The 18,918-nt window shown below is 61.8% G+C and carries 18 protein-coding genes and 1 tRNA gene; 9 read left to right on the plus strand and 10 right to left on the minus strand.

Annotation, left to right across the window (positions count from 1 at the left end):
- Positions 1–190 precede the first annotated feature (190 nt).
- The 3 genes from clpX to tig all read right to left on the minus strand — a co-directional run bounded on the left by clpX (position 191) and on the right by tig (position 3,702).
- On the minus strand, positions 191–1,459 hold the full coding sequence (gene clpX / locus IGS61_RS02465; protein ID WP_076568804.1) for an ATP-dependent Clp protease ATP-binding subunit ClpX: 1,269 nt from the start codon (positions 1,457–1,459) through the stop codon (positions 191–193).
- Between the two features lie 199 nt (positions 1,460–1,658).
- Positions 1,659–2,276, minus strand: a complete 618-nt coding sequence (gene clpP / locus IGS61_RS02470; RefSeq protein WP_369811567.1) for an ATP-dependent Clp endopeptidase proteolytic subunit ClpP — start codon at positions 2,274–2,276, stop codon at positions 1,659–1,661.
- 85 nt (positions 2,277–2,361) lie between these two features.
- On the minus strand, positions 2,362–3,702 hold the full coding sequence (gene tig / locus IGS61_RS02475; protein ID WP_070256539.1) for a trigger factor: 1,341 nt from the start codon (positions 3,700–3,702) through the stop codon (positions 2,362–2,364).
- A gap of 599 nt (positions 3,703–4,301) precedes the next feature.
- Here tig and IGS61_RS02480 point away from each other — a divergent pair.
- Both IGS61_RS02480 and IGS61_RS02485 read left to right on the plus strand, forming a co-directional pair.
- Positions 4,302–4,484 carry a hypothetical protein gene (locus tag IGS61_RS02480; protein WP_230538138.1) on the plus strand — a complete coding sequence of 61 codons (183 nt, stop codon included), beginning with the start codon at positions 4,302–4,304 and terminating at the stop codon, positions 4,482–4,484.
- Between the two features lie 12 nt (positions 4,485–4,496).
- Entirely contained in the window at positions 4,497–6,059 is a 1,563-nt protein-coding gene (locus tag IGS61_RS02485; protein WP_230538139.1) for a hypothetical protein, read from the plus strand.
- Between the two features lie 60 nt (positions 6,060–6,119).
- Here IGS61_RS02485 and IGS61_RS02490 read toward each other — a convergent pair.
- The 3 genes from IGS61_RS02490 to IGS61_RS02500 all read right to left on the minus strand — a co-directional run bounded on the left by IGS61_RS02490 (position 6,120) and on the right by IGS61_RS02500 (position 10,648).
- Positions 6,120–6,202 (minus strand) — tRNA-Leu (locus tag IGS61_RS02490).
- A gap of 187 nt (positions 6,203–6,389) precedes the next feature.
- Complete coding sequence (locus IGS61_RS02495; protein ID WP_230538140.1) at positions 6,390–9,488, minus strand: efflux RND transporter permease subunit; 3,099 nt, start codon at positions 9,486–9,488, stop codon at positions 6,390–6,392.
- The gene (locus tag IGS61_RS02500) at positions 9,485–10,648 is read right to left on the minus strand and encodes an efflux RND transporter periplasmic adaptor subunit (RefSeq protein ID WP_230538141.1); all 1,164 of its coding nucleotides are present in this window, start codon (positions 10,646–10,648) and stop codon (positions 9,485–9,487) included. The genes IGS61_RS02495 and IGS61_RS02500 overlap by 4 nt, the downstream gene beginning before the upstream one ends.
- 253 nt (positions 10,649–10,901) lie before the next feature.
- On the opposite strand from IGS61_RS02500, the gene hpnC reads away from it, so the two are divergent.
- The 6 genes from hpnC to IGS61_RS02530 all read left to right on the plus strand — a co-directional run bounded on the left by hpnC (position 10,902) and on the right by IGS61_RS02530 (position 15,934).
- Positions 10,902–11,783 (plus strand): squalene synthase HpnC, encoded by an 882-nt coding sequence (gene hpnC / locus IGS61_RS02505; RefSeq protein ID WP_230538142.1) that lies wholly within the window; start codon positions 10,902–10,904, stop codon positions 11,781–11,783.
- Positions 11,784–11,829: 46 nt separating this feature from the next.
- Positions 11,830–12,663 carry a presqualene diphosphate synthase HpnD gene (gene hpnD, locus IGS61_RS02510; RefSeq protein WP_139092815.1) on the plus strand — a complete coding sequence of 278 codons (834 nt, stop codon included), beginning with the start codon at positions 11,830–11,832 and terminating at the stop codon, positions 12,661–12,663.
- 7 nt (positions 12,664–12,670) lie between these two features.
- Positions 12,671–14,029, plus strand: coding sequence for a hydroxysqualene dehydroxylase HpnE (gene hpnE / locus IGS61_RS02515; protein ID WP_230538143.1), 1,359 nt, complete (start codon positions 12,671–12,673; stop codon positions 14,027–14,029).
- 125 nt (positions 14,030–14,154) lie between these two features.
- Positions 14,155–14,310 (plus strand): hypothetical protein, encoded by a 156-nt coding sequence (locus IGS61_RS02520; RefSeq protein WP_230538144.1) that lies wholly within the window; start codon positions 14,155–14,157, stop codon positions 14,308–14,310.
- Between the two features lie 24 nt (positions 14,311–14,334).
- Positions 14,335–15,117 carry a DUF1700 domain-containing protein gene (locus IGS61_RS02525; protein ID WP_230538145.1) on the plus strand — a complete coding sequence of 261 codons (783 nt, stop codon included), beginning with the start codon at positions 14,335–14,337 and terminating at the stop codon, positions 15,115–15,117.
- Between the two features lie 10 nt (positions 15,118–15,127).
- On the plus strand, positions 15,128–15,934 hold the full coding sequence (locus IGS61_RS02530; RefSeq protein WP_230538146.1) for a head GIN domain-containing protein: 807 nt from the start codon (positions 15,128–15,130) through the stop codon (positions 15,932–15,934).
- A 24-nt stretch (positions 15,935–15,958) separates the two neighbouring features.
- Here the strand turns inward: IGS61_RS02530 and IGS61_RS02535 are convergent, their stop codons facing one another.
- From IGS61_RS02535 to IGS61_RS02545, 3 genes are all read right to left on the minus strand, one after another.
- A complete protein-coding gene (locus tag IGS61_RS02535; protein WP_230538147.1) occupies positions 15,959–16,492 on the minus strand; it encodes a DUF2812 domain-containing protein in 534 nt (177 codons plus the stop codon).
- Positions 16,489–16,827 carry a PadR family transcriptional regulator gene (locus tag IGS61_RS02540; RefSeq protein WP_230538148.1) on the minus strand — a complete coding sequence of 113 codons (339 nt, stop codon included), beginning with the start codon at positions 16,825–16,827 and terminating at the stop codon, positions 16,489–16,491. Before IGS61_RS02540 ends, IGS61_RS02535 begins: the two co-directional genes overlap by 4 nt.
- Positions 16,828–16,974: 147 nt before the next feature.
- A complete protein-coding gene (locus tag IGS61_RS02545; protein ID WP_230538149.1) occupies positions 16,975–18,219 on the minus strand; it encodes a TIGR03862 family flavoprotein in 1,245 nt (414 codons plus the stop codon).
- A gap of 154 nt (positions 18,220–18,373) precedes the next feature.
- On the opposite strand from IGS61_RS02545, the gene IGS61_RS02550 reads away from it, so the two are divergent.
- A complete protein-coding gene (locus tag IGS61_RS02550) occupies positions 18,374–18,607 on the plus strand; it encodes a hypothetical protein (RefSeq protein WP_230538150.1) in 234 nt (77 codons plus the stop codon).
- A gap of 47 nt (positions 18,608–18,654) precedes the next feature.
- On the opposite strand, the gene moaD is transcribed toward IGS61_RS02550, so the two are convergent.
- Positions 18,655–18,909 (minus strand): molybdopterin converting factor subunit 1, encoded by a 255-nt coding sequence (gene moaD, locus IGS61_RS02555; protein WP_230538151.1) that lies wholly within the window; start codon positions 18,907–18,909, stop codon positions 18,655–18,657.
- Between the last annotated feature and the right edge of the window lie 9 nt (positions 18,910–18,918).

Consider the following 18,918-nt stretch of genomic DNA (forward strand, 5'->3'; position numbering starts at 1 on the left):
AACATTTTTCTGTCTATTTCGCAAAACACACCCGCATGACGGTAATAAATGCAGTTTTCACAGTAAAAAAGCCACGCGCAGCTAAGCGCCGCGAGTGGCTTTCCGATTGAAGCCTGCACTCATTGATTTAAATTGTACTGCCATGCTTTAAGGAATCAAAACCCTTTTTATGCATTTGTCTCAGCAGTAATCAATTTTCTCCGGAGGCCTTGGCAGTCTCTTGATAAATCAATAAAGGTTTGGCGCCACTGGTGATGGTATTTTCGTCGATGACGACCTTCACCACATTTTGTTCGCTCGGCAGTTCGTACATGACGTCCAGCAAAGCATGTTCCAGGATGGAACGCAGGCCACGGGCACCGGTCTTGCGCGCCAGCGCCTTGCGGGCGATGGCATGCAGGGCGGCCGGACGAATCTCCAGTTCCGCGCCTTCCATCTCCAGCAGCTTCGAATACTGCTTGATCAGCGCATTCTTCGGCTCGACGAGGATCTGGATCAGCGCCTCTTCCGTCAATTCCGCCAGGGTGGCGATGACGGGCAGACGGCCCACCAGTTCCGGGATCAGGCCGAACTTGACCAGGTCTTCCGGTTCCGCTTGCAGCATCAGTTCGCTGGCCGAGCTTTGCGACTTGCTGCGCACGGTGGCCGAGAAGCCGATGCCGCTCTTTTCGGAACGGTTGGCGATCACTTTCGACAGGCCGTCGAAGGCGCCGCCGCAGATGAACATGATGTTGGTCGTGTCGATCTGCACGAAATCCTGGTTCGGGTGCTTGCGGCCGCCTTGTGGCGGCACGGAAGCCATCGTGCCTTCGATGAGCTTGAGCAAGGCTTGCTGCACGCCCTCGCCCGACACGTCGCGCGTGATGGACGGATTGTCGGACTTGCGCGAAATCTTGTCGATTTCATCGATGTAGACGATGCCGCGCTGGGCTTTCTCGACGTCATAGTTGCAGCTTTGCAGCAACTTCTGGATGATGTTTTCCACGTCTTCGCCCACGTAACCGGCTTCGGTCAGGGTGGTGGCGTCGGCGATCACGAACGGCACGTTGAGCATGCGCGCCAGGGTCTGTGCCAGCAGGGTCTTGCCCGAGCCGGTAGGACCGACCAGCAAGATGTTGCTCTTGGCCAGTTCGATGTCGTCTTTCTTGCCCAGGTGCTTGAGGCGCTTGTAATGGTTGTACACCGCCACCGACAGGATGCGCTTGGCAGTCTGCTGGCCGATCACGTACTGATCGAGCAAGGCGGCAATTTCTTGCGGCGTCGGCAGGTCGGATTTGGTACCGGTCACCGTCTCGATGCTCGACGTTTCATCACGGATGATGTCGTTGCACAGGTCGATGCACTCGTCGCAAATGAACACGGACGGGCCGGCGATGAGTTTCTTCACCTCGTGCTGGCTTTTGCCGCAGAACGAGCAATACAGTAATTTTTCGCCGCTAGAGGATTTTTTGTCTGACATAAGGCATTTTGGTTGGAACTGCATTAACAATATTGCAAAATCGCAAGCCGGAGTGCGGTAGTTGCCGGAAAGGCAGCTACCCATGGTGCAAGTCAACAACGTGCACAAGCTCCATGCTACCCGAAATAAAAGCGAAACGCCCGAACGTTTGATCGCCCGGGCGTTTACTTACGTACTTAGCAATACCGGTAGGGGCTCATCAAGCGCGGCTGGTCAACACTTTGTCGATCAAACCATACTCAACGGCCTCGTCGGCGGACATGAAACGGTCGCGGTCGGTGTCCTTGGCGATCTGTTCGATCGTCTGGCCCGTGCGCTCGGCCATGATGCCGTTCAAGCGGGTGCGCAGGTAAAGGATTTCCTTCGCCTGGATCTCGATATCGGACGCCATGCCTTGCGAACCACCGGACGGCTGGTGAATCATGATGCGCGAGTTCGGCAGCGAGAAACGCTTGCCCTTGGCGCCAGCGGCCAGCAGGAAAGCGCCCATCGAGGCAGCCATGCCCGTGCACAGGGTCGAGACGTCCGGCTTGATGAACTGCATGGTGTCGTAGATGGCCATGCCGGCCGAGACCGAACCACCTGGCGAGTTGATGTAGAGCGAGATTTCCTTTTCCGGATTTTCGCTTTCCAGGAACAGCAGCTGGGCGACAACCAGGTTGGCCATCTGGTCATTGACCGGGCCGACCATGAAAATCAAGCGTTCCTTCAGCAGGCGCGAGTAAATATCATACGAGCGCTCGCCGCGACCGCTTTGTTCCACCACCATCGGCACCAGGCCGAGCATCTCTGTGTCCAGCGCCGGATTACGGTTCATACCTGTCATTTCATTTCCTTGTGAAGCAGTTAGAGGGCGCCGCCCCGGCCTTGCGGCCGGGAGCGGCATCCGGATACCAACTGGTTTACGCTTGTGCGTTGCTTCCCATCAGTTCGTCGAAAGCAACTGCTTTCGTCGTGACTTTCGACAGGCCCAACACGTAAGTGACGACGTTTTCTTCCAATACAAGGGCTTCGATCTCACCCAGACGACGACGGTCGCTGTAGTAGTACTTCAGCACTTCGCGTGGATCTTCGTAGCTTTGGGCGAAATCTTCGATTTGCGCCTTGACTTGCTCAGGCGTAGCCTGCAGCTTGTTGTCGCCCACCAGCTGCGACAGGATCAGGCCCAGGCGTACGCGACGCTCGGCTTTTTCCGCGAACAGTTCTGCCGGGAAAGGCACGTCCTTGACGTTCATGCCGCGCTGCGCCATGTCCTGGCGGGTCATTTCGGCCAGACGCTCGGAATCCTGAGCGATCAGCGTTTTTGGCACTTCCAGCTCAGCAACTTTGATCAGCGCGTCCATGACGGCTTCCTTGTTGCGTGCTTTCACGCGGCCAGCGACTTCGCGCTGCAGGTTGACTTTGATGTCTTCGCGCATTTTGGCCAGGTCGCCATCGGCAACGCCCAAGGACTTTGCGAATTCGGCATCGACTTCCGGCAGGTGCGCCCATTCCAGCTTTTGCAGGGTGATGGTGAACGAAGCGGTTTTGCCGGCAACGTCTTTACCGTGGTAGTCCTCTGGGAACGACAATGGGAAAGTCTTGGACTCGCCCACTTTCAGGCCCAGGGTCGCTGCTTCGAATTCCGGCAGCATGCGGCCTTCGCCCAGCACGAAAGCGTAGCCTTCAGCTTTGCCGCCTGGGAATTCAACGCCGTCGATCGAGCCGACGAAGTCGACGGTCACGCGGTCGCCGTTGGCAGCGATCGGCTCGCCGCCGTCGCCGTGTTCGCCAGCTTCGCCCTTGGTGTGGAAGTGCACGCGCTGCTTGCGCAGGATATCGATGGTCTTGTCGATTTCGGCTTCCGACACGTCGGCTTGCACGGTTTCGATTTCAACGGCCGTCAGGTCGCCGATGGCGACTTCCGGATACACTTCGAACGTTGCATCGAAAGCCAGCTGGCCTTCGGCTGCTTCTTCTTTCGGCACGATGTTCGGGAAACCGGCCACGCGCAGATTGTTTTCGTTGGCAGCGTCGTTGAACGCGCGGCCGACTTTGTCATTCAGCACTTCCGATTCAATTTGGTAGCCGTATTGTGCTGCGACCATTTTCAACGGCACTTTGCCCGGACGGAAGCCCGGTGCCTTAGCCGTACGGGCTTGCACTTTCAGGCGCTTCTCAACTTCCGTGCGGACGTCCGTCAGCGGGAAGGAGATCGTGATACGACGTTCGAGTTTGCCCAAGGTTTCGACTGCAGTTGCCATGTAAAAAATCGTCCAAAAAATAAACACTGTTGGTGCGAGAAAAGAAGACCCGACCCCTTGCGCCATCGCTGACGGCAAGACATGGGTCCAGCTTCACTCGCTCGCATATTCATCTGTAAAAGCACTGCAAGCAGGACAATGGACCTGGTCTACCCGGCTGAGGGAAAACCCGCACCAGGCACCAAACAATCCGCCGCTTCCAGTACTGCGACAGGGCTCCGAGCGTCCAGCCCCGCTTCTCAGTAAATGCAGGGCCGGCCATCATTCGGTAAAGCGTGGCATTATAACAAAGGACTTCGGGAAAGTGGCTGGCTTTGCAGCCCGGCCACAGAGGATACCAGCGGCGGCGAACGAGTCGCTACAGCCTGGGTGGCCCTGTCTTTACTCTTGCCCCGGCATTCTTTATTTCGCCAGAGACAGGCTTTCCAGCCTGCTTCGTTCATTAGTATATGCGAACTGTCGCCCCGTCCGAAACAAAGAAATGCGCTCTTGGCGAAGATTTCGGCCAAAAAACCTTTGATTTACCTCAATTTGGCCATTTTTCAGGCAAACCTAAGCCGCTTCGCCCCTCTCCAAGTGCATTTAATGGAGAAAACATCATGAGCGATAGCGCACCCGGCGGTTCCAGCAACGCCAAAGCCAAGCTGCAAATGGTCCTCAGCCGCCTGCTCGACGGCGTAACGGATGACGACCTGCAAAAAATCCAGACGGAAGTCGATGAAATGGAATTGCGCATGAAGGGCGATGGTCACCACGACCACGACCATCCCACCGTCGCCTGACCCGGCCGCGCCGTGCAGCCCGTTCACAGCTTGGGCGCCGCGCCAGCGGACACCGGCATGCTGGGCGCCGTGGAAACGGCACTGGCGTCCCACCGTGCCTTTGGCGACAGCGGCTACATCCGCGACCAGCTGGCCGTCGCCTACCGGCGCCGGCTGCACAAGCTGGGCCGCAGCCTGCCCGAGGCGGAAAGCCTGGCTCGCCAGCTCGATGCGGCGCCGCCCGCGCGCCAGCGCCAGCTGCTGGGCGACACGGTGCTGCGCTGCGCCGTCCAGCACGCCATGCGCCAGTTGCACCTGGGCGACGACTACGGCTTGCCCCTGCCGCAATGCGCGGCGCTGTTCCAGGCGGCGGGCGAGCACTTGCGCGCGGGCTTGCCCGGCGGGCCGCTGGTGGCCCATCTGCCGCCTTTGGCCCGGCTGCACGACGAGGGCGGGCCTCAGATCACAGACATCGATCATGACGACACTTATGACGACACTTATACTTATGACGACACTTATATATGGCATGCCTGGCAGGAAGGCACGCCGTATGCGCGCGCCTTTCTTGCCGTAATGGAAGATAACTATGGCGCGCCGCTGGCCACGCCCACGCCGCAGGAACGGGTTTTGCTGCGCCGCGGCCTGCACCTGCTGGAAACCCTGCTGCCCCGTCTGACGGCCAGCGCGCTGTCTCACGTGCAATTGATCGCCCTGTTTCCCAAGCTGGGCACGTGGCGCGGCAAGGCATCGAGCTCGCAATTCCGCGTCAATGGCAGCGTGTTCCTGAACCAGGAACTGACCGGCAATCCCTGGTGGCTGGCCGAGCACTTGCTGCACGAATCGCTGCACCAGAAGCTGTACGACTTCCGCCACGGCCATAGCCTGCTGGCCCCCGACTATGCGCGCGACGATGGCGCCAGGGTCTGCTCGCTATGGAATGCGCCCGATGACGACAATAATCACTATTGGGATGCCCACCGCACCCTGGCCGCCTTCCACGTGTACGTCCACCTGGCCTTGCTGTGCCTGCAGGCCGAGCGGCAGGAAGCCACGCTGGCGCCCCGGTACGGCCCCATCGGCCAGCACATGAGCGGCAGCCGGCGCGCCATCGACCGCGCCCGCTACCTGGGCGAACAATTGCACAGCACGACCTGGCCGGAGCTGGGACTGGCCGGACGCCAGATGACGCGCTGGCTGCTGGACGTACTCGATGCGCTCGACACGCAACGGCGGCCTGCCGGCGCCACCCTGCACCTGCTGCTCGACCTGTACGAACGCCAGAGCCGCAAGCTCGACACGTTTCTCCTGCAGCAGCCGCCACCGCGCAGCGACGCGCTGGCCGCGCTGGCGCAGCAAGAGCTGGCGATGACGCGGCAGGCGCTGCACATGCTGGATCGGGAACTGCCGCCAGCGCCCCCGGCGCAGGAGCACGACTGGCCGCAGGCGCGCCAGCGCGTCTTGCAGGCACTTTGGCCGCTGACTGAAGATGATAAATTAATGGAAAGAAGCGGCTACCCGCAGGCGCAGGCACTGATTGCGCAGATGGTGCAACAGTCAAGCCGGCAACTGGGCGCACTCGGCGCACTGGGCTGATGAAATTAGTTCAGGGAAAATTTTGATGGTGCTGCACTTCCGGGCTGGAACAACCCGGATTGGTGCGGATGGGGAGACTCGAACTCCCAAGCCGAAGCACTGGCTTCTAAGACCAGCGTGTCTACCAATTCCACCACATCCGCATTTTGTACTACTTTGTGCTACTTGCCACAGGCTGCCGCCCCTGATTTTAACAACTCGGGAGCGATCTGGCTACCGCGGACTCATTGAGCAAGCCCGGAGCAAGCGCTCGGTAAAGCAAAGGCGGCATTCTACTGGATTTCCCAGAGGAATGCCGCCTTTTTTATGACTGCACCTTGGCGCTGGCTCCTAGCCTTCTTTTGCAGTCACCGGCTCCGGCTTCCTGACCCTGAACCAGGCCGCATACAGGGCCGGCAGGAACAGCAGTGTCAGGGCCGTCGCCAGGATCAGGCCGCCCATGATGGCGACGGCCATCGGGCCCCAGAAGACCGAACGCGACAGCGGGATCATGGCCAGCGCGGCGGCAGCCGCCGTCAGCACGATGGGGCGGCAGCGGCGCACGGCCGAGTCGATGATGGCGTCCCACGGCGTGGAGCCATCCTTGATGTCTTGCTCGATCTGGTCGACGAGGATCACGGAATTGCGGATGATCATGCCGAACAGCGCGATGACGCCCAGGTTGGCCACGAAGCCCAGCGGACGGTGCAGCAGCAGCAAGGCAAACGCGGCGCCCGCCACGCCCAGCGGCCCCGTCAGGAACACCAGCAGCGAACGCGAGAAACTGTGCAGCTGCAGCATCAGCAAGGTGAAGATGATGAAGATGGCCAGCGGCAAGTTCGCCGCGATCGACGCTTCCGCCTCGCCGCTGTCGGCCGCCACGCCTTTCACGGTGATGCGGTAGCCGTCCGGCATTTTGGCCCGCAAGGCGTCGAGTTGCGGCGCCAGTTGCGTCGATACGGTAGCGCCCTGGATGCCGTCGACCACGTCCGACTGCACGGTAATGGCCCATTCGCGCTTGTCGCGCCAGACGACGCCCGGCTCCCACACAAAATGCACGCGGGCCAGCTGCGAGATGGGCACGGACTTGCCCGTTGCCGTCGGGATATTCGTGTCGTTCAGCACGGAAATCGTCGCCCGCTCCTCCAGCGGCTGGCGCACCTGGATATCGATCAGCTTGTTGTCTTCGCGGAACTGGCCGATGACGGTGCCCGACAGTATCGTATTGGCCGCCTGCATCACCGTTTTCGAGGTGACGCCCAGCGCGCGCATCTTGTCCTGGTCCAGGTCCAGGCGCAGCACTTTCACCGATTCATTCCAGTTGTCATTGACGCCCACGGTGTTCGGATTGGCCCGCAGGATATCCTTGACCTGGTCGGCAATGGCGCGCACACCCGCCACTTCCGGCCCCGTGACGCGAAATTGCACGGGATACGGCACCGGTGGTCCGTTCGGCAACAGTTTTACCCTGCCCCGCACTTCCGGGAAATCCTTCTTGAAAACGTCGATGATCTTCTGGCGCAGCTGCTCGCGGTCCGCCAGGCTCTTCGGCAGGATCACCACTTGCGACACGTTGGTCTGCGGAAAGATCTGGTCCAGCGGCAGGTAGAAACGGGGACTGCCCGTGCCCACGTAGCTGGTCACGCTTTCCACGCCGTCGAGCTTGCCCACAAAAGCTTCGAATTTCTTCACCTGCTTTTCATTCGCGGCGAACGTCGTGCCTTCGGGCGACCACAGTTCCACCATCAGTTCCGGACGGCTGGAATCGGGAAAGAATTGCTTTTCAATAAAGTTGAAGCCATAGATACCGAGCGCAAAGATGGCCAGGGTGGCGGCAATCGTCGTCTTGCGCCATTCCACGCACCAGGCCACGGTGCGGCGGAAGCGGCGGAAGTTCGGCGTATCGAACAATTCATGGTCGTTATGCGCGTGCGGTTTGACTTTCAGCAAGACGTAGCCGATGTAGGGCGTGAAGACGACGGCCACCACCCACGAAATGATCAGGGCCAGCGCATTGACGGAGAACAGGGAAAACGTGTATTCGCCGGCGGCCGACTTGGCCAGGCCGATGGGCAGGAAGCCCGCCACCGTGATCAGGGTGCCCGTCAACATGGGCATGGCCGTCGAGGTATAGGCGAACGTGGCCGCGTCGAAGCGCGAGAAGCCCTCTTCCATCTTGCGCACCATCATCTCGACGGCGATGATGGCGTCATCGACCAGCAAGCCCAGCGCGATGATCAGGGCGCCGAGCGAAATCTTGTGCAAGTCGATGTCAAGCAGGCGCATGCACAGGAAGGTGACGGCCAGCACCAGCGGGATGGTCAGGGCCACCACGAGGCCGGGACGCACGTCGATGCGCAGCGGCTTCGTGTGCAAGCCCAGCGCGACAAAGCTGACGGCCAGCACGATCAGGATGGCTTCGATCAGGGTATGCACGAACTCGCCCACGGACGCGGACACGGCTTCCGGCTGGTTCGACACGCGCTGCAGCTCTATGCCGACCGGCAATTCGCTCTTCATTCGCGTCACCGTTGCCTGCAAGGCCTTGCCCATGTCGATGATGTTGCCGCCCTTTTCCATCGATACGCCCAGGCCGATCACTTCCTTGCCGTTGAAGCGCATCTTGTCCTTCGGCGGATCGACGAATTCACGTTTCACGGTGGCAAAGTCGCCGAGGCGGAAAGTGGTGCCGTTGGCGCGCAATTCCAGGTTTTCCAGGTCCTTGACGGTAAGCATGGCGCCCGTCACGCGCACCTGCAGGTTGTCCGTCGGCGTCACCAGCACGCCCGTGGCGTTGATGCTGTTTTGCTCGGACAATTGCTGCACGATGGCATCGAAAGGAATGCCCAACTGGGCGAATTTCTTGTGCGAAAAGATGATATTGATCTTTTCATCTTGCACGCCGAACAGTTCCACCTTCGATACCTGCCCAACAGAAAGTAATTCCTGGCGCACCTTGTCCGCGTAATCCTTCATTTCCGCGTAGGTAAAACCGTCGCCGGACAGGGCGAAGATGGAACCGTAGGTGTCGCCGAACTCGTCATTGAAGAACGGGCCCACGACGCCGGCCGGCAAGGTACCCTTGATGTCGCCGATCTTCTTGCGCACCTGATACCAGGCGGCGGCTGTTTCCTTGGGCGGCGCCGATTCGCGCAGCTCCAGCAGGATCAAGGTTTCGCCGGGCTTCGAATAACTGGTGATTTCGTCGATGTACGGCGTTTCCTGCAGCTTCTTTTCCAGCTTGTCCGTCACCTGCTCGGCCATCTGCAAGGCCGTGGCGCCTGGCCAGTAGGCTTGCAGCACCATGGCGCGGAAGGTGAACGGGGGATCTTCATCCTGGCCCAGGCTGGCATAGCTGAGCATGCCGCCGATCAGCAGCACGGCCATCAGGTAGCGCGTCAGCGGGATGTGTTCGAGGGCCCAGCGCGACAGATTGAAGCCGCCCTTCATTTGGCTGCACCCACGCTGACGGCGGCAGCGGCGACATCGGGCTTGCTGGCCAGTCCGGCGCCGAGGATGGTCACTTTCTGGCCAGGCTTGAGCAGGTTGACGCCGGCCGTGACCACGGTCTGGCCCGCTTTCACGCCCGAGGTCAGCAGCAGTTCATTGCCCGCCACGCCGCCCACCGTCACCGGCACGAGCTTCACGACGCCGTTTTCCACCACCCACACGGAGCTTTGCGATTTTTCGTTGAACAGGGCCGTCAGCGGCACCTTGATCTGCGGCGTGGCCGTTTGCGAGGCGAACTGCACCACGGCCGTCATGCCCAGGCGTGCCTGCGGCGCGTCCGGGATGCTGACCTTGGCCAGGTAGGTGCGCGTGGCGGCATCGGCCACGGGCGACACTTCGCGTATCTTGCCCGGCAAGCCCTGCTTCGGATCGGCCCACAGGCGCACGGTGACATCCTTGACCTTGCGCAAGGTCTCGACCTTGTCTTCGGGAATGCCGATCACGATTTCCTTCTCGCCGCTCTTGGCCACCTGCACCACGGGCGCGCCTGGCGCCACCACCTGCCCCACTTCGGCCTCGATGCGCGTGACGACGCCATCGACGTCAGCCACCAAGCTGGCATAGCCGGACTGGTTGGCCTGGCCACGGTACAGGGCTTGCGCCGCTTCCACGTTCGCCTGCGCCGCCTTGTAGGTGGCATCCTTGCCATCGAGCACGGCCTGGCTGACGAAATTCTTCTCGCGCAAATCCTGGTAGCGCTTCAGTTCCGCGCGGGCCAGGTCGCGGCTCGTTTCCGCGCTCACCAGCGACGCCTTGGCCTGCGCCTGCGACAGCTGCAAGTCGGCGGGATCGAGCTGCATCAGCACTTGCCCCTTCGTCACGCTGGCGCCCACGTCCACCTTGCGCGCGACGATCTTGCCGCCCACGCGGAAACCCAGCTGCGACACGACGCGGGGCACGACCTCGCCCGCCAGCTCGGCACTCACGTCGACATTACTGCTAGACAACACAATCGCGCGCACGGGGCGCACGTCTTCCACTTTGACGGCAGGCTTGGAACAGGCCGCCAGGGTCAGCGCCAGGGCGGCGGCGGCAATCAGCCGCAGGGCGGGCAGTGCGGGTGCGCCGGTCTCGCGGCGCAGGGTTTTCAGGGCAAACAAGGTATTTTCCTTTACTATGCGGGCTGTAATATTTTTATGCGGAGAAACTTTTTGCTTGCCCTTTGGGCCAAGCCAAACTTTTTCGCACGCGATATCCTTAAATTTGTGACAATATCAGCTTGGTCATGGCGGGGAACGATTTCCCGCTAATGACTTTCTGGTTATTAATTATAATCGTGCGTAAAAGTTTTTAGTGACTTTTGCGTCATTAATCTCGAGATTAAAAAACTGCAAGACTAAAGAAGCGTGTTCAATGCCTGTAGACCATTACGAAAATTTTCCTGTAGCATCATTTTTACTGCCGCGCCGCCTGGTGCCCGCCGTCGAAGCCATCTATGCCTTCGCCCGCAGCGCCGACGATCTGGCCGATGAAGGCGACGCCACGCCGGCCGAACGCCTTGCCGCCTTGCACGCCTACGAAGAGGCGCTGGGCCGCATCGCCCGCGAGGAAGGCCATGCCGGCGAGAACGCCGTCATGTTCGAACGCCTGGCCGCCGTCATCGCCCGGTTCCAGTTGCCGCTGAAGCCCTTCCACGATCTGTTGTCGGCCTTCAAACAGGATGTCGAAACGACGCGCTACGCCAGCTATGACGACGTGCTCGATTACTGCGCCCGCTCCGCCAACCCCGTGGGACTGCTGATGCTGCACCTGTACGGCGCGGCCGATGAACAGAATGTACGCGATTCCGATGCGATATGCTCAGCCTTGCAATTAATTAATTTCTTGCAAGACGTCGCCATCGACCAGCAAAAGGAACGCATCTACCTGCCGATGGAAGACCTGAGCCGCTTTGCCGTCTCCGCCGCCGCCTTCGAGCGGCCCGAGGCGCACGGCAAGTGGAGCGCCCTGATGCGCTTCGAAGTGGCCCGCACGCGCGCCCTGATGCTGTCCGGCGCGCCGCTGGCCCTGCGTTTGCGGGGACGCATCGGCTGGGAACTGCGTTTGGTGGTGCAAGGGGGCTTGCGCATCCTGGAAGCCATCGAAGCCGTCAATTACGACGTGTTCCGGCGCCGTCCCAAGCTGGAAAAACGCGACTGGCTGATCATTTTCTGGCGCGCCCTGCGCATGTCCCGCAAAAGCCTGCGTCAAGAGACGCAAGTAAAAACGGCTTTTCCCCCGTCGCCCACTCTGTAAGACGATAGAATAGCGGCTTCGATCTGCAACCCTTGCTCTTTTGACTATGTCTCCCGACGAATACTGCCAACAAAAGGCCGCCCAGAGCGGCTCCAGCTTCTACTACAGCTTTCTGTTCCTGCCGGCCGAACGCCGCAAGGCCATCACGGCCCTGTATGCGTTTTGCCGCGAAGTCGATGACACGGTCGACGAATGCACGGACGAAGCCGTGGCACGCACCAAGCTGGTGTGGTGGCGCAAGGAAGTCAAGGCCATGTACGAGGGCAACCCCACGCATCCCGTGATGCGCGCGCTGCAGCCGCACCTCGACATTTATAAACTGGAAGAAAAACATTTGCAGGCCATCATCGACGGCATGGAAATGGACTTGAACCAGACCCGCTACCTCGATTACCAGGCCATGAGCCGCTATTGCTGGCATGTGGCCAGCGTGGTGGGCATCTTGTCGGCCAGCATCTTTGGCGCGACCCGCCCGGAAACCCTGCTGTACGCGGAAAAGCTGGGCCATGCCTTCCAGCTGACCAACATCATCCGCGACGTGGGCGAAGATGCGCGCAAGGGGCGCATCTACCTGCCGATCAGCGAATTGCAGCAATTTAACGTGACGGCAGCCGATTTGCTGAACGCGCGCCACAGCGAAAACTTTGAAAACCTCATGCGCTTTCAGGTGGCGCGCGCGCAAAAGGCGTATGACGAAGCGTTCGCCCTGCTGCCGGCCGAAGACCGCCGCGCCCAGCGCCCGGGCCTGATCATGGCCGCCATCTACCGCACCCTGCTCAATGAAGTCGAGCGCGACGGCTACCACGTGCTGAAGCAGCGCATCTCGCTCACGCCGATCCGCAAACTGTGGCTGGCGTGGAAGACCTGGGTCCGTGGCTGATATTCGCGTGAAGCAACGCTACGCCGTCATCGGCGCCGGCTGGGCCGGCTGCGCGGCGGCCATGGAACTGGCGCGCGCCGGCCACTCGGTGAGCGTCTTCGAAGCGGCGCGCACCCTGGGCGGCCGCGCGCGCCGTGTCGAACGGGAAAATACTGTGCTCGACAACGGCCAGCACATCTTGCTGGGCGCGTACACGGAAACCTTGCGCCTGATCAAGCTCGCGGGCCAAGACCCTGCCGAACTGATCCTCACCGTGCCCCTGCAGATGCGCTATCCGGTGAACTCCGGTGGCATGGATTTCATCGCGCCGCGCCTGCCCGCGCCGCTGCACCTAGCCTGGGCCCTGCTGCGCGCCAAAGGACTATTACGCGCCGACAAGCTGGCCCTGATGCGATTTTCCACGGCCATGCGATGGATGGGCTGGCAGCTGTACCACGATTGCACGGTAACCGAATTGCTGCAGCGCTTCGACCAGACGGATACCTTGAACCGGCTGATGTGGCACCCGCTGTGCCTGGCCGCACTGAACACGCCGCCCGAGCGGGCCTCGGCCCGCGTCTTCATCAACGTGCTGCGCGACAGCCTGGGGGCATCGCGCCGGCGCGCCTCGGACATGCTGATCCCGAAGGCGGATCTCTCCGCCCTGCTGCCCGACGCGGCCGCTCGCTATGTGGAACGGCATGGCGGAGAATTCCGCACGGGCGCCAAGGTGGCATCCCTGCACGCCTTGCCCGATGGCCGCTGGCAACTCGATGAGACCGACAGCTATGATGGCGTCATCGTGGCCACCTCGTCCGTGCAGGCCGCCAGCCTGCTGCATGCCGTGCAGGACGCGCGCCTGGCCGATGCCATTGCCCGCATGCAGGCTTTCACGCCGGAAGCCATCAGCACCTGCTATCTGCAATACGACACCGGCGTGCGCCTGGACTTGCCGTTTTACGCGCTCGTCGATGCGCCGGAGCAACAGCACTGGGGCCAGTTCGTCTTCGACCGGGGCCAGCTCGACAGCAAGCAGGCAGGCTTGCTGGCCGTCGTCATCAGCGCCTCCGGTCCTGCCGCCGAGCAAGGCCACGGGCCGCTGGCGCAGGCGATTGCCGCGCAGCTGGCGCAGGTGCTGCAGCGCCCTGAATTGGCGCAACCCGTCTGGACCCAGTTGATCACGGAAAAGCGCGCCACCTTTGCCTGCACGCCGGATTTGCTGCGCCCCGGCAATGCCAGCGGCATGCCGGGCCTGCTGCTGGCCGGCGACTACACGGCCAATGAGGACCGGACGCAAGACTATCCGGCCACCATCGAGGCAGCCGTGCGCAGCGGCGTGGCGGCCGCCAGGGCCGTCACCACGGCCAAGGCGGCAAAACAGACTTGACGGTGCATCCTCCCCTGGTGTCGCTGGTCCCCGCGAAATTGCATTCTGTCGCACCGTGCTGGTGCGTTCACGTGCGCTTGGGTACAGTCCGATCATCGACAACGGCCATGCCACAGAGGAATACCATGCACACCACCTTGCACTTGAAAAACAGCTTGAAAGCCCTGGCGCTGCTGGCGGGTGTGGTGCTGGCCACCCTGGCCGTCATTCACGGACAACAGGCGCCACAAGCGCCATTGATGCTGAGCCAGGCAAGCATGCTGCTGCCGGCGCTGGGCTAAGCGGCGCGCAGGAACAGGAAGAATATGATGAACAAGCAAGATTATCTCGAGGCGCTGCGGCGCGCGCTGGCGGGCTTGCCGCCGGACCTGGTGGCCAAGACGCTCGATTACTACGAACAGACCTTCATCGAAGGCGCGGCGGCCGGCCGCAGCGAGCACGAGATCGCCGAGGATCTGGGCGACCCGAAAAAAATCGCCCTCACCTTGCGCAGCAGCACCCACCGCCAGGCTTTCGAACAAAAGAAAACCCCCGTCAACCTGCTGCGCCTGCTCGTCTCGCTGGTGGGCCTGGCCATCTTCAACCTGTTCATGGTCGTGCCTGCCGCCGTCTACGCGGCTCTGCTGGCCACCCTGTATGCGGTCGGCCTGAGCTTTTACCTGGCCGGCATCGCCATCACGGCCAGCGGCTTGTCCGGCGCCAACGAACTGGTGCTCGACGGCCCCCTGCGCCACGTCTTCATCCATGACGACGATGGCGGCGATGGGGGCGAGCGGCGCGAAACGCGCATCACCATCGGCGACACGGGCATCGAAGTCGACCACCTGCCCGGCCCCGTCAAAACCGAACCCGAGGCGCCGAGCACTTCCTCGCGCGTGATGGAGCGGGCCGAAGCGCTGGCCGGTGGCGGCATCCGCATCTCCACCGACATGGACCGCGATGCGCGCACCACGCAAACCGTCTTCGGCGTGGGCATGCTGCTCGGCGGCATCGCCATCTTCTTGCTCAGTCTGGTGGTAACGCGCTATACCTTGATCGGCGTCAAGCGCTACATCGCCATGAATGTCTCCCTCCTCAAAGGTCACTAGAAAGGCTGCCATGAAACGCTTACTCAAAGTCGGCCTGTCCATGCTCCTGCTGGCCCTGGTCCTGATCGCCATGTCGTATGCGGCGCTGCGCGCCAAGGGGATCAGCAATCCCAGCAGTGCTGCCGGCCGCGCCGTGCGCAGCGAAACGCGCCCCATTTCCGCCGACATCACCAGCATCGACCTGGCCGGCCCCATCGACCTGGTGCTGCGCCGCGGCGCCACGCCGTCGCTGAAAGTGAGCGGCGAGCAGCGTCTGCTGTCGAACGTCGACACGACGGCCGATGGCACGACCCTGCATATCGGCCCGAAAGGCATGCTGTTCCACCATCGCCAGCCGCTTCAGGTGGAACTGGTGCTGCCAGCCCTCGCGCGGCTGGAAGTGCACGGCAATGGCGACAGCAGGATCACGGGCTTTTCCGGCGACAGCTTTATACTGGAATTGACGGGCTCGGGCGACGTCAGTTTTACGGGACGCTACAAGCAGGTGCAAGCGACCGTCAACGGCAGTGGCGACCTCGACATCAATGCCGGCAACAGCGACAGCGTGGTGCTGGAAATGGTGGGTTCCGGACGCATCGCCGCCAGCGGCAACACGAAATTCCTGCGTGCCGACCTGAGCGGCTCTGGCGACATCGATGCCGAACACCTGGCGGCAGACAAGGCCAGCGTCAGCCTGCAAGGCTCGGGCGAGAGCACCGTCTTCGTGCGCGACGCCAGCAACCTGACCTTGCGCGGCAGCGGCGACATCCACGTGCACGGCAACCCGCGCCAGCGCGAGACGCAAAAGAGTGGCTCAGGAGACATCATCTGGCATTGAGCGGGCCGCCCCCCAGCCTGGCCCCTACTGCGCCGCGCCCCGCCGCAACTGACGCACACGCTGCATGAGTTTGCCAATGGCGTAGACGAGCATTAACAGGCCAGCGCCAGTGACAGCACTCACCCGGGGCTCCGCCAACAAGACATGGCGTGATGCTGGCGCAACGACCACCAGAAAGAATGGCAATCCGCTTACCAGCAAGAGGACCAGGCTGCGCTGGTATTTCCGCACCTTCGATGGCACATCCGTGAAAATTTCGGGAATTTTTCCATCCACCACAGGTTTGCGCCAGCAACGCCATCCCCCCACATCCACCACGCGTTCCCAGCCTCCATCGACAAATAATTGCGTATAGACAGGATCCGCCTTTACGCCCGGAAAGTCCCAGCGATATGCCATGTCCGCTGGTGCACCGCGCTCGAACGTCATGCGAATGCCGAGGGGATCGCTGGCATGCAAGTGCAATCCCTGGCGCGCCTGCTCTTGCAGCCAGCGCTCATGCATCCCGTCTTGCCACACCCACCACCATTTGAATTTCTTGACCAGTTGCTTGCTCATGCCGCATTCCCCTGTAGAAGTGACAATGTTTTTTTCCCCGTGGCTGCCATGATGTCCAGGCGCCGCACCTGCTCGCTCAAGACCCCGCGCCCCAGCTCCGTCATGCCATAGATTTTTCGCCGCTCCTCTTCCCGCAGCTTGACGATCAGGCCCTGCTTTTCCAGCGTGGCAAAAGCGCCATACAAGGTGCCGGGACCGATGCTGACACTGCCTTCGCTGAGCATGTCCACCTTTTGCATGATGGCGTAGCCATGCATGGGTTCATGCAGGCAAGCGAGCACGTAAAACGTGGCCTCGGATAGCGGCAGGTAGTGCGAAAAATTGATATTGTCCATGCTGCCTCCATATCGTTTCTCGCTATATCGTAGATCGATATAGCGAGAAACGATACTAGCGCAGGGCATTGTTTATTGTCAACAAAATGATGGGGAGAGAGGACAGCGCAGGCGCCCGCAGCAGCGCGCGGGCGCCCGGTGATGGGATCAGGCGGAGCGGGCCTCAAGCCAACTGACCGCCTGCTCGCCGGCCGCCTTGCCTTGCGCCAGGCAGGCCGTCAGCAGGTAGCCGCCCGTCGGCGCTTCCCAGTCCAGCATTTCACCGGCCACGAACACGCCCGGCATGGCGCGCAGCATGCTGCCGTCGATGCCATCGAAATCCACGCCGCCGGCGCTGCTGATGGCTTCATCGATGGGACGCGGGCGCTTGAGCGTGACGGGCAGCAGCTTGATGGCGGCCGCCAGTCTGGCCTCGTCGGCAAAGTCGGCGGCGCTCAGGCATTCGCGCAGCAGGCCCGATTTCACGCCTTTTATTCCCAGCCGGCTATTCAGGTGGCTGGACATGGAGCGGGCGCCGCGCGGGCGCGTCACTTCCGCGAACACGCGTTCATGGCTGTGGTCGGGCGCCAGGTCCAGCCAGATGGTGGCGTGGCCGTCACGCGCGATCTGCTCGCGCAAGGCGGCCGACAAGGCATAGATCAGGCTGCCCTCGACGCCGCCCGCCGTGATGACGAACTGGCCCTGGCGCTTGATCATGCAGTCGTCGATGTCGCGCGCCGAAATGGCCACGGTCGTCAGCGGTTCGCCCGCATGGCGGCTGCTGAAATGCGCGCTCCAGTCCACGTCGAAGCCGCAATTGGCCGGCGCCAAAGGTGCCACGGCCACGCCCTGCCCTTGCAGCAGCGGCACCCAGGCGCCATCGGAACCGAGGCGCGCCCAGCTGCCGCCGCCCAGGGCCAGGATTACGGCGTCAAAGCGGCACAGGCGTTCGCCGTCCGGTGTGGCAAACGCCAGCTGGCCGTCCTGCCAGCCCGTCCAGCGGTGGCGCATGTGAAATTGCACGCCCGCTTCGCGCAGGCGGTGCAGCCAGGCGCGCAGCAACGGCGCCGCCTTCATATCGGTCGGGAAGACGCGGTTCGAGGAACCGACGAAGGTGTCGACGCCCAGGCCGTGCACCCAGTCGCGCACCTTTTGCGGGCCGAACTGGTCCAGCGCCGGTTTCACGCTGTGCGCCTGCCGGCCGTAGCGCGAGACGAAAGCCTGGTAGCCTTCCGCATGCGTGATATTCATGCCGCCCCGCCCCGCCAGCAGGAATTTGCGGCCGACGGACGGCATGGCGTCGAACAGCTCCACCCTGGCTCCCTGCTCGCTGGCCGCCTGGGCGGCCATCAGGCCGGCGGGGCCGCCGCCGATGACGGCGATGTGAAATGGAGGAAAGCTGGAATGGGTCATGGCATGCTGGAAGACGGTGAAAACCCCGGCATTTTAGTCGAGATAAGGCCAGCGGATGGCAAGAATGCCGAAAAATGATGCATACTGCGCGGACATGCTGCAGCGATCGGTACTTTGACTTCACGCGACAACGCGACGACAAGAGGAGAAACACATGAGCGCAGGATTCTGGATTTCCCGTTATTTGCTGGCCAGCTCGATCTTATTCATCATCCTGACGGTGGTCGAGTACAGCAAGGGCACCACCAGCCAGGCCGACATCCTCAGCGCGCTGGCCTGGTCGCTGGTGGCATCGGCCATCTTCATCGGTTCGAAATACTGGCGCTACAAGAAGGCCATCGCCTGCGCCACGTGCAGCGCAGACAAACCGAAAACCAGATCTTCATGAAAAAACGGCCACTTCGATGAAGTGGCCGTCTCATTTGGCAAGCGGGATCAGCCGCCCGTCACGGGCGGGAAGAACGCCACTTCGTCGCCTTCGCCGATGGCGGTATCGGCATCGCACATCACCTGATTATGCGCCATGCGCAGCGCGCGGCCCTGCGCCAGCGCATATTCCCAGTTGCCGCCGCGGGCGATCAGCAGGGCTCGCACCTCGCCCACCGTCAGCGGCCCGGCCACTTCCAGTGCTTCCTGGCCCGTGCCCACCAGCTCGCGCACGCTGGCAAAAAATCGCAGATTAATCTTCATCAAGAATTC

This window comes from Janthinobacterium sp. FW305-129, from assembly GCF_020858115.1.
GTDB lineage: Bacteria > Pseudomonadota > Gammaproteobacteria > Burkholderiales > Burkholderiaceae_D > Janthinobacterium.